This window comes from Paenibacillus hamazuiensis (assembly GCF_023276405.1).
Lineage (GTDB): Bacteria > Bacillota > Bacilli > Paenibacillales > NBRC-103111 > Paenibacillus_AF > Paenibacillus_AF hamazuiensis.
The window spans coordinates 373,336-387,405 of sequence record NZ_JALRMO010000001.1 but is presented as its reverse complement, the minus strand read 5'-3'; the positions used below and the strand labels follow the sequence as shown (position 1 = coordinate 387,405).

Annotated in this window: 11 protein-coding genes; 4 read left to right on the top strand and 7 right to left on the bottom strand. The window is 52.3% G+C overall.

Annotation, left to right across the window (positions count from 1 at the left end; genetic code table 11):
- Positions 1-11 precede the first annotated feature (11 nt).
- The 3 genes from MYS68_RS01560 (at position 12) to MYS68_RS01550 (ending at position 5,355) form a co-directional block, all read left to right on the top strand.
- On the top strand, positions 12-935 hold the full coding sequence (locus MYS68_RS01560; RefSeq protein ID WP_248924134.1) for a carbohydrate ABC transporter permease: 924 nt from the start codon (positions 12-14) through the stop codon (positions 933-935).
- Between the two features lie 26 nt (positions 936-961).
- Positions 962-1,783: a carbohydrate ABC transporter permease gene (locus tag MYS68_RS01555; protein ID WP_248924133.1), complete on the top strand. Its 822-nt coding sequence runs from the start codon at positions 962-964 to the stop codon at positions 1,781-1,783.
- Positions 1,784-2,049: 266 nt separating this feature from the next.
- Positions 2,050-5,355 carry a DUF5695 domain-containing protein gene (locus tag MYS68_RS01550; protein WP_420852197.1) on the top strand — a complete coding sequence of 1,102 codons (3,306 nt, stop codon included), beginning with the start codon at positions 2,050-2,052 and terminating at the stop codon, positions 5,353-5,355.
- Between the two features lie 402 nt (positions 5,356-5,757).
- On the opposite strand, the gene MYS68_RS01545 is transcribed toward MYS68_RS01550, so the two are convergent.
- On the bottom strand, positions 5,758-6,093 hold the full coding sequence (locus MYS68_RS01545) for a L,D-transpeptidase (protein ID WP_248924132.1): 336 nt from the start codon (positions 6,091-6,093) through the stop codon (positions 5,758-5,760).
- Positions 6,094-6,477: 384 nt separating this feature from the next.
- Here MYS68_RS01545 and MYS68_RS01540 point away from each other — a divergent pair, with 384 nt between their 5' ends.
- On the top strand, positions 6,478-6,708 hold the full coding sequence (locus tag MYS68_RS01540) for a hypothetical protein (protein ID WP_248924131.1): 231 nt from the start codon (positions 6,478-6,480) through the stop codon (positions 6,706-6,708).
- 181 nt (positions 6,709-6,889) lie between these two features.
- Here MYS68_RS01540 and MYS68_RS01535 read toward each other — a convergent pair whose 3' ends face one another.
- The 6 genes from MYS68_RS01535 to MYS68_RS01510 form a co-directional block, all read right to left on the bottom strand.
- On the bottom strand, positions 6,890-8,437 hold the full coding sequence (locus tag MYS68_RS01535) for a choice-of-anchor Q domain-containing protein (RefSeq protein ID WP_248924130.1): 1,548 nt from the start codon (positions 8,435-8,437) through the stop codon (positions 6,890-6,892).
- A 112-nt stretch (positions 8,438-8,549) separates the two neighbouring features.
- The gene (locus MYS68_RS01530) at positions 8,550-9,497 is read right to left on the bottom strand and encodes a carbohydrate kinase family protein (RefSeq protein WP_248924129.1); all 948 of its coding nucleotides are present in this window, start codon (positions 9,495-9,497) and stop codon (positions 8,550-8,552) included.
- Positions 9,494-10,795, bottom strand: coding sequence for an alpha-galactosidase (gene melA / locus MYS68_RS01525; RefSeq protein WP_248924128.1), 1,302 nt, complete (start codon positions 10,793-10,795; stop codon positions 9,494-9,496). Before melA ends, MYS68_RS01530 begins: the two co-directional genes overlap by 4 nt.
- Positions 10,796-10,816: 21 nt before the next feature.
- Positions 10,817-11,641, bottom strand: coding sequence for a carbohydrate ABC transporter permease (locus MYS68_RS01520; protein ID WP_248924127.1), 825 nt, complete (start codon positions 11,639-11,641; stop codon positions 10,817-10,819).
- A 15-nt stretch (positions 11,642-11,656) separates the two neighbouring features.
- Positions 11,657-12,595 carry a carbohydrate ABC transporter permease gene (locus MYS68_RS01515; RefSeq protein WP_248924126.1) on the bottom strand — a complete coding sequence of 313 codons (939 nt, stop codon included), beginning with the start codon at positions 12,593-12,595 and terminating at the stop codon, positions 11,657-11,659.
- Between the two features lie 14 nt (positions 12,596-12,609).
- Positions 12,610-13,890, bottom strand: coding sequence for an ABC transporter substrate-binding protein (locus MYS68_RS01510; RefSeq protein ID WP_275983410.1), 1,281 nt, complete (start codon positions 13,888-13,890; stop codon positions 12,610-12,612).
- Between the last annotated feature and the right edge of the window lie 180 nt (positions 13,891-14,070).

The following is a 14,070-nucleotide window of genomic DNA, read 5'->3' as shown; positions in this document are numbered from 1 at the left end:
GGAGAGCCGCTGTGAGCGCCATCAAGCAAGCAAGCTATAAGAGCTATAAACGGCAGCGCATCTTGTTCGGGTACTTGAGCATACTGCCCGCCATTCTCGGCATTTTCATTTTTACGATAGGGCCGCTTCTGTACAGCCTGTATCTCAGCTTTACCGACTGGAGCATCCTGAAGAAAGCCGAATGGATCGGCTTTGACAATTACAAGCATATTTTCACGGAAGACTTGTTTTTCGTGAAATCGCTCAAAGCGACCGCTTATTATTCGGCCGGATCGGTTATCGCCTGCATCGTCTTCTGCTTTCTGGTCGCCTTCGTCCTGAACCTGGACATCAAGGGGCGGGCTTTCTTTCGGGCCGTGTTTTATCTGCCTTCCGTCATTCCGGTGCTGGCGACGTCGATTATTTTCCTGTGGCTGTTCGACGTCGATTTCGGCATCGTCAATTATATGCTCGGATGGTTCGGCATCGACAAGCAAATGTGGTTCAGTTCCCCGAAATCGTCGGTTCCGACCTTGATCATGATGGCGATGTGGGGAGCCGGCAATATCATCGTCATCTTCCTGGCCGGCATGCAGGATGTGCCGAAGCATTTGCTGGAGGCGGTGGAAATCGACGGCGGCAATGCGTGGACGAAGCTGACCTCGGTGACGATCCCGCTGATGTCCCCGATCATTTTTTATAACGTCATTCTTTGCTTCGTGAATTCGATCACTTCATTTACCCAGGCGTTCGCCGTAGGCGGACCCAATGGCGGAGGGGTCGAGGATTCGGCGCTGTTTTTTGCTTTTTTCATCTACCGGGAAGCGTTTAAGCATCAAAATATGGGCTACGCCTGCGCGCTGGCGATGGTGCTGTTCGTGATCGTTTCCATCTTGACTTACCTGCTGTTCAAAGCGGCATCCGGCTGGATTCATTATGAAGGGGGGAAAAAATAAAGATGCCCGCTCTCGGACGTTTTGCCTTGAAAACAGTCTCGTACGGTTTCCTTTCGCTGCTCGCAATGACCGTATTTTTGCCGATGTACTGGATTTTGCGCTCCTCGTTCATGGATTCGATGGAAATTTTCCAATTTCCGCCGCTTTGGTTTCCGCAAACGTTATCTTTTGAAAATTACAGGGAGGTGATGGAGCGCATTCATTTCGGTCGGCTGTTCCTCAATACGTTCATCATTTTGGTTCCCGTCCTGATCGGCGTCGGGTTCACGAGCAGCCTGGCTGCTTTCGGTTTTGCGAGAATCGATTTCCCGCTGAAAAACATGTGGTTTTCGCTTGTCATCATGACCATTCTGCTGCCCTCCATCATCACGCTCGTCCCCACCTACATCGGCTGGTCGAAGCTGAATGTGCTCGGCGATTGGAGGCAGTTTCTTCCGCTCATCGTGCCGGCGTTTTTTGGAGGCGGAGCGTTTAATATCTTTTTGCTGCGGCAGTTTTTGCTCACGATTCCGCGGGAGTTGGACGAATCGGCGATTATCGACGGAGCCGGGTATTTTACCATTTACCGGAGCATCATTATGCCTTTGGCCAAGCCGGCTGTCATCGTCGTCCTCTTGTTTACGTTCGTCGGCGTCTGGAACGATTTCCTCGGGCAGCTGATTTATTTGGGCAAGGAACAGTATCACACGGTCGCCTTGGGCCTTCAGTCGCTCCGCGGGAATCTTGATACCCGCTTCAACCTGCTGATGGCGTGCAGCGTCATTTTGGTCGCCCCCGCCGTCATCGTGTTCCTGATCGGTCAGCGCTATTTTATCGAGGGGATTGCAACGACAGGCATCAAGGGATAGGAGTCGGAGTGTGTAAGTCGGAACCCATTTGGCGAATGATTATTCGTGGATAAGGTGTTCATTCCGGCTAAGGGATGGCTTCGAAGCTCAAACATGTTTGGATTGGCTCAGTAAAGGAGGTGATGCCGCGCAAATGGCGCAGCGGCGAAAGAATGCCTGCGATCCAAGGCAGAATCCAAAAATCGATGGAGGTGGAAATGATGATGGACAACGATGCGCCAACCCGACAAGAGAAAGTCCCGGCCATATCGAGGTACATTTTGGGCATGGCAGCTTGCAGCTTGGCGATGACCCTGCTCCTTTGCCTAAGCCCCCTGAAAGCTTACGCCTACACGCTCTCGAACAGCTACTTCAACGTGCAGACCGGCTCGAACGGCGAGATTACGTCGCTTCAGCTGACCGGGGATACGTATCCGACCAACTACGTGATGAACGCTACGAACGCCCCGCAGCAGAACACTTCGGACCATGAATGGCTCGGAGAGCTCATGTTTACTTACCGGCTCGGCACCGGCGCCTGGCAGAAAGCGCTGACGCAAAGCTCGTCCGACGTCCGGACGCAAAGCCAGAGCGGCAACGCGGTCACCGTCTCGTACGAAAATTCGGCCAATGCGAACGGGATCAAAAACTTCAAGCTCGTCGAAACCTACTCGCTGGTCAACGACTATTTGATCTGGCAGATCAACCTGACGAACACAAGCGGGCAAACGCTGGAGTTCGGCGATATCGGTCTTCCCTTGCCTTTTAACGAATATTGGTCGGGCGGCAACAACGAGGAAATTTACGAAACCCGCACGATTTTTCATTCCTTCACGGGGAAAAACAGCTCCTTTATTACGATTCAAAGGCCGAGCGGCATCGGCCCGTATTTGCTGATGGTTCCGGATGCATCGACCGGAGCCGGCTTCGAGTACATGGATCACTGGAGAGACGCCGAGCATCCGGGCAGCAAATGGGCGCAGGACAACGGCGGCTGGGCCAACGGACTGAACGTGTTTTACATCAACTCCAATGTCATCAAGAGCACGAACCGGGGTTATCTTCCGAACACGAGCACCATTTTGGCCCCGAATCAAAGCAAGACGTACGCCTTCAAATTTTTCAAGGTAACGGGGCAAAGCGATGTCAGCAACCGGCTGTACAGCGAAGGGCTGATCGACGTGACGGTCGTGCCGGGCATGATTTTCGCGACGGACATGACGGCGAAGGTCGATCTGCACACCTCGAAGACAATCAATTCGATTACGGCGCAGTATCCAGCGGAAACGAGCATCACCTATTTGAACACGGTAGACACGGACCATAAGATTTACGAGCTGAAGCTGAGCCATCTCGGCCATAACAACATCACCGTGAACTACGGGAACGGCGAGACGACTACGCTGCAGTTTTACGCCATCGAGCCGATCGGCACGGCCCTGCAAAGACACGCCACCTTCATGGTGGAAAAAACGCAGTGGAACGTCCCCGGCGATATTCGGGATAAAGCGTTCGACGACTGGATGATGGATACGAAAGCAAAACGGAATTCGTTTTCCGGCTACTGGGGCTGGGGCGACGACTGGGGATACACGCATGCCGAGTTTTTGGCGGAGAAAAACGTGCAAAACCCGGTGGCCACGGAAGTTACGGCCTTGGACCAATATCTCAAAACGACCATATGGACGAATTTGATGGCCGGGCATCACAGCGACTACCTGATCTACGATTTTCTGATGCCGGCGCCGAATACGACGCCTACGTACCGCGGATACGCTTACCCGCACATCTACAACACCTACTTCAGCATGTACAAAATCGCGCAAAAGTACCCTTCCCTGATCTCCTATACGGAGACGAAATCGACTTATCTGCTGCGGGCGTACAACATTTTCAAGGCGCTGTACGACGGCGCGGGAGTGGCCTATAACTGGAACACCGGCCTGATGGGCGAATCGACGACCCCCGAGCTGATCAAGGCGCTGCAGGACGAAGGGTATACGACGCAGGCGAACGATGTCATTTCGAAGATGGCTACGAAGTACAACAATTTCAAAAACACGAAATATCCGTACGGTTCGGAGTACAACTATGACAATACGGGTGAAGAAGCGGTGTACACGCTCGCCAAGATGAACAACAACACGTCGATCATGAGCAAAATCAACACGAAAACCCGGGCCGTGCGCGGAACAGGGCCGGTCTGGTATTATTACGCCGATCCGGTCACGATTACCGGCGAAGCGTGGTGGAACTTCCAGTACACGACGTCGCTGGCCGGCTACGCGATGGACGATTATACGAGAAATTACTCGCCCGCGCCGGAAATCGACCAGCGGATGAGCTATGCGGCGAAAATCGCCAACGTCAGCGCCATCAACTCCGGGCAAATCGACTCGGATCCCGCCAACATCGGCACCGTCTCGTGGACTTACCAGTCGGAGAAAGGCAATTTGGGCGCCCAAGGCGTCGGCAACGGCACCTTGCACAACGGCTGGCGGGATATGGCAGGCGAAGCCGACCTCGGACTGTTCGGCGCGATCCGCATTCTCAGCGCCGACATTGCCGTCGATCCGATATTCGGCTTGTACGGATATGGCGCCGACGTAACGCAGAGCGGCTCGAACTATGTGATCACGCCGAAGGACGGCGTGTTCCAGAAGCTGAACCTGATTACCGAAAAGCTCGGCATGGCGCTCGACCGCGACCAATATTCCGCAGCGACGGTGGCCAAAACGAAGGATTACGTCAACATCACCTTGAAAAATTTGCTGCCGTCCGCCCCGCATACGACGAAAATCACATTTACCGGGCTGAAGCCGGGTACGTACAACGTCCTGGTCAACGGCTCGGCCGCAGGTTCGGTAAACGCCGTCAGCGGCACGCCCACCGTCGTCGGCATCAACGTCGGAACAGCCGCCTCCTACGACGTGAAGCTGCAGTTCGGCACGTCCACAGTCAACGACCTGGTGGCTCATTACAAATTCGACGAAACGAGCGGAACTTCCGCTGCGGATTCGTCGGGCGGCGGCAGAACGGCTACCTTGAACGGTTCCGGCGCGACATGGGCGGCAGGAAAGATCAGCAACGCCGTTAGTCTGAACGGCAGCAGCTCCTATGTCAGCATGCCTTCCGGCATCGTAAGCGGTCTGAACGACTTTACGATCAGCGCCTGGGTCAAAATTGGCAGTCTCGGCGATTGGGCCCGCATTTTCGACTTCGGCACGGGCACGGGCAGCTACATGTTCTTATCCCCGCAGCCCGGAGGGGCCGGACTCCGGTATGCCATTACGACAGGCGGCAACGGAGCGGAGCAGCAGCTGAGTTATACGCAGGCTACGCCGACGGGGACATGGCAGCACGTGGCGGTGACGCTTTCCGGCACGACCGGCACCTTGTACGTGAACGGCACGGCGGTAGCGACGAATACGTCGATGACCCTGAAGCCGTCCAGCCTGGGCAATACGACGCAAAACTACATCGGAAAATCCCAATATACGGGGGATGCGTATTTGAACGGGCTGGTCGATGATTTCCGCATTTACAACCGAGCGCTGAGCGCTTCGGAAATCGGCGCCCTTGCGGGAAGCTGATCCGGCAACGACGGCAAACCTCCGGGCGCGCGCCGAAAGGCGTTCCCCGGAGGTTTGTTTTTTTTCGCGGCCGGACTATTTTATGAGTAACGGACTGAATAATCCCTCTATCTGCGAATCTTATGGTGACGCCGTGTGCCAATCGGAAACCGGTTAACCAAATTCACTAGAGGCGGTGGCTGCATCATGTATTATTGTATCGGCTGCAGAACGACCCACAGTTCGGAAGTACCCGGAACCGTCTTTAAGACGGGCTTTTTTGCGTCAAAAACCGAACAAGCCCCTATTCGCGCCGGGTTTTGCAGGACCGAGCCGGTTACGGAGCCGCGGACCGCGGACCACAATCCGTTTTCGTGCGGCAACCGTCGTGCCGCATCCTAAGGCGGGCTCGCATCCCGGCCGTTACGGCCTGATCGTGACCCGCGTGCCGATAGGCACCCGCCGGGACAAGTCCAAAACGTCCTGATTATACATGCGGATGCATCCGTGGGAAACATTCCTGCCGATCGACGACGGATCGTTTGTCCCATGGATCCCGTAATGCGGCTTGGATAAACCCATCCACAGCACTCCGAAAGGTCCTCCCGGATGAAATTGCTTATTAATAATTCGATAATCGCCGGTTGGCGTGCGGGTGAGCATTTTTCCGACGCCGACCGGATATGACTTCACGACACGGCTGCCGTCCAGAAGATGCAGCTGATGGTCCGACAAATCCACAATGATGCGATATGCCAACGAAAGACACCCCCTTATGGCATTGTATGCCCGTTTGCCCCGGGTGGAACGGCAGCTTTTCTTGACCTAAGGGATCATTCGGATGAATAGATGCAGCATATGTCTGATTTGGCACTTGAATCTTGGCAGGGCTTCCCGTTTAACCCGCTGACCATCGAATTTCACCTTAATGCGGCCAGAGTGCGGCAAGCTTCGCCCACGGGTTACTACTGATTATTGTGGAACTGGCATACCACCTACAACCCTTCTTTTACTGAAGCCCGTTAAATCCATTGTTTGAAAATGTATGAAACTTCCATCTTGAGCAATCCTTCTATTAAACCCGTCACACAATTCTCTCTCCGAACATATAATGGACAATCATTATTGAGGAGGGGATGCAGAATGTCAGTCATTTCGAATTATCAAAAGTGTAAGAAATATCTTGGTCGAGTAGTTAAAATAAAAAATAAAAATGGTAACGTCTACCAAGGTAAGATTGTTAAAGTAGATGCCAAAAAGGTTTATTTACGAGTAAGCTCGGTTCATAATGGAAAAAAGGTCCATACTTCTTTTTTTCCTTTCATATTACCACTTGTTTTGTTTGATCTTCTGGCGATTACCTTATTGTTATAATTGAGAGAGGGCACACCCTCTCTTTTTAGTAGAACGAACCCGAGTTCCCCCCTTCATAGGCCCGTAATACTTCTAACGAAGTCATTCAAGAATGTGCGTAAGCAAAAAGGGGCGGATCCCTCAGCCGTTATGACTCCGGCTTCGGGACAGCCCCTTTGTTGTTCATTTGCTTGTAAAAAACTTACTCATCCGCTCCAATGTTGACCGCAGCGCCCGATACCCGTGCCTGGCCGTCAATGTCGAACGATCCGATGACCGCCGTGTCCGTCGAACCGGCATCGACAGCCGGGGAAGCCGTCTGCAGATGGTAATTGTCCGCGGATACGTTCACGAATTTGGGATCGGCAAACAAGGAATGCGCATCGTTGCCCGTTCCCGTTTTATAGGCGGAAAATCCGGTATACTCTACGTTTTTCCATGTCCAGGTTGCGCCGGAACTTCCGCCTGGCGCGTAGTAAAGATTATAGTCGACGACGTTCCCCGAATTTTTGGTATATTCATTATAGATCAGAACGTCCGCAGAACTCGCGACCATGATATTGTTTTTAATGATGTTGTTTCTGGTATCGTACTGCACGTACAGCTGGCCGCTGCCATCGCCCAACGTATCGTTTTTGTACAAGGTGTTGTTGACGACTTTGCAGTTCTCGGTAGAGCCGCGCTTCGTGTCGTATCCTCCCATCGCAATGCCTGTCAGCCTGTTTTTAAATACGATATTGCTGCGTACCGTGATGTTGCTCGTCGCTTTTCCGGCATGCTCGGAGGCGATCTCAATGCCGATATCGTTATTGTAGCTGTAATTCTGTTCAATCACGGTGTCTTTGCCTCCATCCACGTAGATGCCGTCAGCCGCATTGCTGTTGTTGGGGAGTGTCTTGCCGTAGGAAGGATTGTTGTTGGACGTGATATTGTAAACCTTGTTTCCTTTCACCAGCCCGTTTCTCGCCTGATCGTAGGAGGGGTCGGGCGATTTGCCCTCGAAGCCGATGATATCGATGCCGATGTTATCGTTGTCGTGAATGAGGTTGTTCGTCACGGAGAATGTGTCCACATTTCCGTTCAGGACAAGCGACTCGCTGGAACCGAGAACAAGATTATACAGTTCGTTTCCGTCGATCGTAATATTGCGAATAGGATCGGGCGCTTTCGTTCCGTACACTGCAATACCGTGCGCGTCCCGGCCAAGCAGATCGCTTCCCGAAGGCGTTGCCGTGTTTTTAATATCGTGTACTTTATTGCCCAGCAGTTGGATATTGCTTCCCGAACCATGGACATAAATACCTACGGGCATCTTATTGCTGGTCGCCGTAGTATAGTTGCGGATTTCGAAGCCTTTGACCGTGATGTAGCTCGAATCGGCGATATCCACGATCCCTTCGATCCCGCTGACGGCAAGTCCGGTTCCATCGATAACCGGTGTTTCCGATGCATAGTTGGAGAACGTAATCGGGCCTTGCTCCGGAGATCCGGAGCGGGTAATTTTCAACTTTTGGTTATAAACCCCGCCCCGAACATAGACCGTACTCCCCGGTACGGCAACGTCAGCGGCATGCTGGAGCGTTTTCCAGGGCGAACCGATCGTTCCTGCATTGGAGTCGCTGCCGCTCGCCGACACATAATACTCGACTCCTGCGGCGGAAGCAGGCACCGTAGAATAAGCCGTCCCGACCATCCAGCTAATTGCAGCAATCGCCATGCCTGCCATCAAACTTTTTCCGATTTTCAACACGAATCATCATCTCCCTGCTTTTTTTAATGAATTCGCTCAAGCTGCGGCTATCGAATGCAAGAGTCGTGAAACTTCCCGCATCACCTCCTTTCGCCATGCCGAATCTGACGAGCTAATCTTGTGCCAGCAAGCGGGCTGCTTCCTGAACTGTCGGCAGCTTCCCGGTTCCTCCCACCCCTTGGGTGGACAACGCGCCGCAGGCATTGCCGAAGCGAAGCAGCTGTTCGTCCGCATATCCGTGAAGATAACCGTAGATGATTCCGGCGTTAAAGCAATCCCCCGCTCCTGTCGTGTCTACGGGAGTTACCCGGCAAGGCTTTGCCGAAAGCACCTTCTTGTCCGGCTTCCTGAGCGCCGCCCCGCGCGAGCCTTGCTTGACCGCCACCGTGCATGCGGTTTCCGGCAACTTCGCAAAAGCCTCGCTTAACTGCGCCGAATCATAGATGTGAAGGATTTCCTCCTCACTTGGAATGAACAAATCGGTATGGGCGAGCAGCAATTCGATCCCTTGCCGATCCCACATCTTGCGGACGTCCCATCCCGTATCGAAGGACGTGCTGATTCCAAGTCCGTGCGCCTTGCCGAACAGCTGCGGCCAATGCGCTCTCATCCCATCCTGCAAATAATAAGAGCCGAAGTGGAGATGGCTCGCTTCGTTCAACAGCGTATCCGGAACATAAGACGGGCTCAGAAGAGGGATGCTGCCCGGATATGTGAGCAGCCCCCGATCCGAAGGTGTCGAGAACGATAAGGTAACGCCGGTTTGTACCCCGTTCAGGGAGACAACATGCTCCACGTTCACACCCATGCGCTTCAGCTCATCCTTGCAAAAGGCCCCAAAGTCGTCACCCCCTACTACGCTTACGAACCTGACGTCCAGACCGAGACACGAGAGCGCGCATGCCGTTATCGCGGAAGAGGAGCCAAGGACGACCTGAAATTGGTCGATCGTCTTCTCGCGGTTCCATTCCGGTACAACGTCTTCGCCGGATATGATGATATCTACGTTGAGTTCACCGACAACAACGACCGTATGTCCGCAATCGTTGGCCGCTCTCATCGCAACACCGGGACGAAATCCCGCTCCGCTTCATAAAGCTCCTCAAACATATCGCCGATTTCAGCCAGAGAACATACCGCTGCAGAAAGCGGGTCCACCATGAGCGCATGGCGCGCCATCTCTTTGTCACGATTGAGCACAGCGCCGACGGCAAGCTCGAAAAACGCCATATTCGCACGGCACAGCGCCGCCAAATGCTCCGGCAGGCTGCCGAAGCGGCATGGATGAACACCGTTTCGGTCTACCATGCAGGCCACTTCAACGATACCGTCGTACGGCAAGTTATGAATAAGTCCTTGATTAGGCACATTCCCGTAAATGACCTTAGGTTCGTTTTTCAACATGGCTTCAATGATAACCGCCGCATACTCATGACTGTTCTTCAGTTCTATCGGACGCGCGCCTTCCAGCTGCTGGACGATCTTCTCATCGTTTTCCCGGCGCCAGGTCGGCCAGTTATCGGCATAATAACCGGTTGCGCCGTTATAACCGGCGCTGCAGTGCAAATCTATCAGCTCCTGACGCTTGCGGTAATATGGGATGTACTCCGAAAAGTGGCCGCTTGATTCGGACACGAACGCCCCCAAATATTTCATTGCATCGAAGCGGACAGGGTCTTTCCGTAAAAGCTCGGGATCCTTGATCTTTTCGCGCAGTACGGGGTACAAATCCTTGCCTTGATGGGTCAGCTCCACGAACCACGACATATGGTTTATCCCGCCGGCCCTCCACTGCAGCTCTTCATACGGAACTCCGGCATATTTCGCCAACCTGCGGGACGTATTTTGAATCGAATGGCACAAACCTACGACAGGAATTTCGGTCACGCGCGAAGTCAGCAAAGTGACGGCCGACATCGGATTCGTATAATTCAAAATCACCGAGTCCGGACATAACTCCTCGACGTCGCGAATAATTTCCATCCAGCTCGGGAGCGTGCGCAGCGTTTTGAACAGCCCGCCCGGCCCCATCGTATCGCCGATACACTGGTTGACGCCGTATTTTAACGGAATTTCGTATTCGTATCGCACGTTTTCAAGCCCGCCTACTTCAATTTGGTTAATCACAAAGCGGGAGCCCGCGATAACTTCTCTTCGGTCTGTCGAGGCGATGACGTTCCAGTTCTTGCCCGTCATCTCCACGAGCTTCAGCACAAGTCTTCCGGCAATATCCAGACGCTTCTCATCGATCTCTACCAAAGCGATCGTGCCGCCGTCCAAACCTTCGATTGTCAAAATGTCCGTTGCAATATCCTGCGTAAACGCGCTGCCCGCGCCAATAATCGATATTTTAGTCATAGCCCTTCTCCTCATGTATGTTTATTTCATTCCGGTCATCGTCAAACCTTTAATAAATTGCTTCTGAAAAATAAGGAATACCGCAACAACCGGAATCGTGATCAACACGGCGGCCGACATCACCACGTTGTAATTGACGACATGCGTGCCGTTGAAGTAAACCAAAGCCAAGGGAACCGTCATTTTATTCATATCGTTGAGCACAATGAGCGGCCATAAATAATTGTTCCATGCGCTCATAAACGTGAAAATGCCGAGCGCCGAAAGCATCGGCAGGATGAGAGGCGCAATGATGCTCAGCATGAGCCTCAGCTCACCCGTACCGTCGATTCTTGCTGCATCCAGCAAATCCTGCGGAATGTCCTCAATGAACTGTTTGGCCAAGAAGACGCCGTAGGAGCTTACAAGATTGGGTAAAATAATGGCGAACAAATGATTGATGAGCCCCAGTTTGGCGGTAATCAAATAAGTCGGGATCATGATCACCTGAAAAGGAATCATCATCGTCGCCAAAATGAGAAGAAACAACACCTTCTTTCCTTTAAAATGATGCTTGGCGAACACGTATCCTGCGAGAGCGCTCGTAAACAATGTGGCTGCCGTGATGATCACCGACGATACCGCGCTGTTGAACAGCCATTTGCCGAACGGCGCATCCCGCAGAACCGTTTTATAACCGTCCAGACTCGGATGTTCGGGAAAAAATCCGCTTTTTCCCGAAATGATGTCCATGTTGCTTTTCAGAGAGGATAACACCATCCATCCATACGGCAGAAGCATGATACAGGCAGCCGCTGTGAGAAATATAAGCACGACGGAATCGATCCAGACATTCCTTCTATACATGTGCTCATCCCCCTGTCAATATTCCCACTGCGTGCGGCCCCACTTCAGTTGCAGCCAGGTAATAAATAAAATGATAACGAGGAATACGGCAGCCATCGCCGAAGCATAGCCCATATTCGAGTTGGAGAAAGCCTGATCGTAAATGTGCAGAGCAAGCACCCTTGTCTCGTTGTAGGGCTCCCCTTTGGTCATAATCTGGAATTGGGGAAATGCCTGGAAGTACGAAATGACGGTCGTCACGGTAACGAACAGTGTCGTTCTTCCGAGGAGCGGCCACGTTATGTGGCGGAACATATGCCAGCGGCTTGCCCCGTCCAGATAAGCGGCCTCGTAGTACATATCCGGAATGGAATCCAGTCCCGCCATGAACAGCACGATGTTGTAGCCGATATCCGCCCACAGCGTCATCATAATGACGGACAGCAGCGCATAATGCGGATCGCTCAGCCACTGGACGGGGGCGATATCCATCTTGGCCAGCATCATGTTGAACAAACCGTCCCGGTAATGAAACATCGTGCTCCAAACGATGGATGTGCCTGCCAGCGGAGCGATCGTCGGAAGGAAAAACATGGTACGAAACAAATCCTTCAGCGAGCGCGACCGGACCCGTTGAATCGCCATCGCGATCAGCAGCGTGATGATGATGTTGACGGCAACCGTAATAACGACAAATTTGCATGTAACCCAAAGCGACTTCAGAAATACCGCATCACCCAGCATTCGGACATAATTACCAGCGCCAACAAAGACGGCATGACCGCTTAGAGGGCTGTATGTATACACGGACAGAATCAAACTCCACGCAATCGGGAGAAAGGCGAATACTCCGAATAAGAGCAGTACCGGGGTAAGCGAAACGAATACAAAACGCCTTTCGCTCCGGTATTGTGCAGGCCCCGTTTGGGCTGCGGACGTTTGTTTGCTTCGGCTGGCTATCGTACTATTGGGCATCTCCTGCACTCCGATCACTTATGTTGATCCTGATTATCGTTAATCGCTTTCTCGATTTTCCTTAGCCCTTCTTCAACCGTTACCTGACCGGTCACCATCAGTTGAAAATGATCGTTGATCTGTTTGAAGAAGAAATCGCGATCCGCTATCGGTCCGATCCATTGACCGTACTGCAGCACGCCGAGAGATGTTTTCATGTGCGGATTTTCTTTGAGGAATTCGGGATCGGAGGCCACCTCTTTCTTTGACGGCACCGTAAAGGTGCTCAGATTGAAAGCGCGAAGTTTTTCTTTGGAACTCATGAATTGAATAAAGTCAAGCGCCTCTTTCTGCGCCTTGCTCTTTTGAGCCACAACCGCTCCCCATCCCGATTCTGCAGCGAAATACGGCTTTTCGGAGGTGAACGACGGTACGGGCACGTATTCGAAATCTTTAGCGTTGTAGTTGCTGAGCCCCGCTGCGATGGTCCAAGGTCCGCGGTATGTCATAGCGGAATTGCCGCGAAAAAAATAATCCGACGTATCAAGCTCGCCGCCGAAGGCGGTCAAATCCGTCACTTTATCGTCAACCACCAGGCTCTTCAACGCAGTCATCGCTTTCACCGCTTCGGACGTTTGGAAATTGACGTGGTTGCCCCCGTCCCAGATCTTGCCTTTTTGCTGCAATATGAAAGAGAGAAACGTAAACGTAATGTTATCGCCGGAAACAAAATCAAACCCTTTGATCTTAATCCCGTTGTTATCGCGAACGGTTAATTTCTTTGCCGCGTCCACGAGCTCGGCCCATGTTGCCGGCGGACCGGCGATCCCTTTATCCTTCAGCATCTGCGGATGAATCAGCATCCCACCGTTCTCAATATTGTACTCCAACGGCAAGCCGAACAGCTTGTTGTTCAGCGTATACCCGCCCAGCGGAGCATCATAATACTCTTTGCGCAGCGCTTCGTCGTCCGGCAGTTCTGCGAGCAAGCCGTTTTTGGCGTATTCGGGAACCCAGGTTCCGAACATCTCGGCAATATCGGGAGGTGTTTGCGCGGAGAAGGAGGCCTTCAACTTCTGGTTATACACTTCATAAGGAAAAGACTGATATTCGATCTGAACGTTGGGGTGAGAAGACTGGTAATCTTCAATCATTTTCTTATAAGCGCCAATAAAGGAATCCTCCTGATGACTCCAGAAGACAAGCTTGACTTTGCCCGGATCCGTCGAAGCAGGATCGGAGCCGCCTGAACACCCGCTTGTTGCAAAAACAATGCAAAAAAGTGAAAAAACTGAAAAACATCTCGAAAATCGCATGGACATTTCCCCTTTCGCTTTTATAGCGAGGACATTTTCCCTTTATTTACAAAAAATATAACGCATACATACGTATCAGTCAACTGATTTTTTGCCGCAAATTTCAACAAAATTAATGCAAGTTTTTCCGATCATTGACCTCGGCGCTATTTTTACATAACATAGAGAATGAGAATTTGC

Coding starts and splice junctions, on each gene's coding strand:
- MYS68_RS01550 (WP_420852197.1), top strand. CDS start 2,050: ATGGCAGCTTGCAGCTTGGCGATGACCCTGCTCCTTTGCCTAAGCCCC.
- MYS68_RS01540 (WP_248924131.1), top strand. CDS start 6,478: ATGTCAGTCATTTCGAATTATCAAAAGTGTAAGAAATATCTTGGTCGA.
- MYS68_RS01530 (WP_248924129.1), bottom strand. CDS start 9,497: ATGAGAGCGGCCAACGATTGCGGACATACGGTCGTTGTTGTCGGTGAA.
- melA (WP_248924128.1), bottom strand. CDS start 10,795: ATGACTAAAATATCGATTATTGGCGCGGGCAGCGCGTTTACGCAGGAT.
- MYS68_RS01520 (WP_248924127.1), bottom strand. CDS start 11,641: ATGTATAGAAGGAATGTCTGGATCGATTCCGTCGTGCTTATATTTCTC.
- MYS68_RS01515 (WP_248924126.1), bottom strand. CDS start 12,595: ATGCCCAATAGTACGATAGCCAGCCGAAGCAAACAAACGTCCGCAGCC.
- MYS68_RS01510 (WP_275983410.1), bottom strand. CDS start 13,890: ATGCGATTTTCGAGATGTTTTTCAGTTTTTTCACTTTTTTGCATTGTT.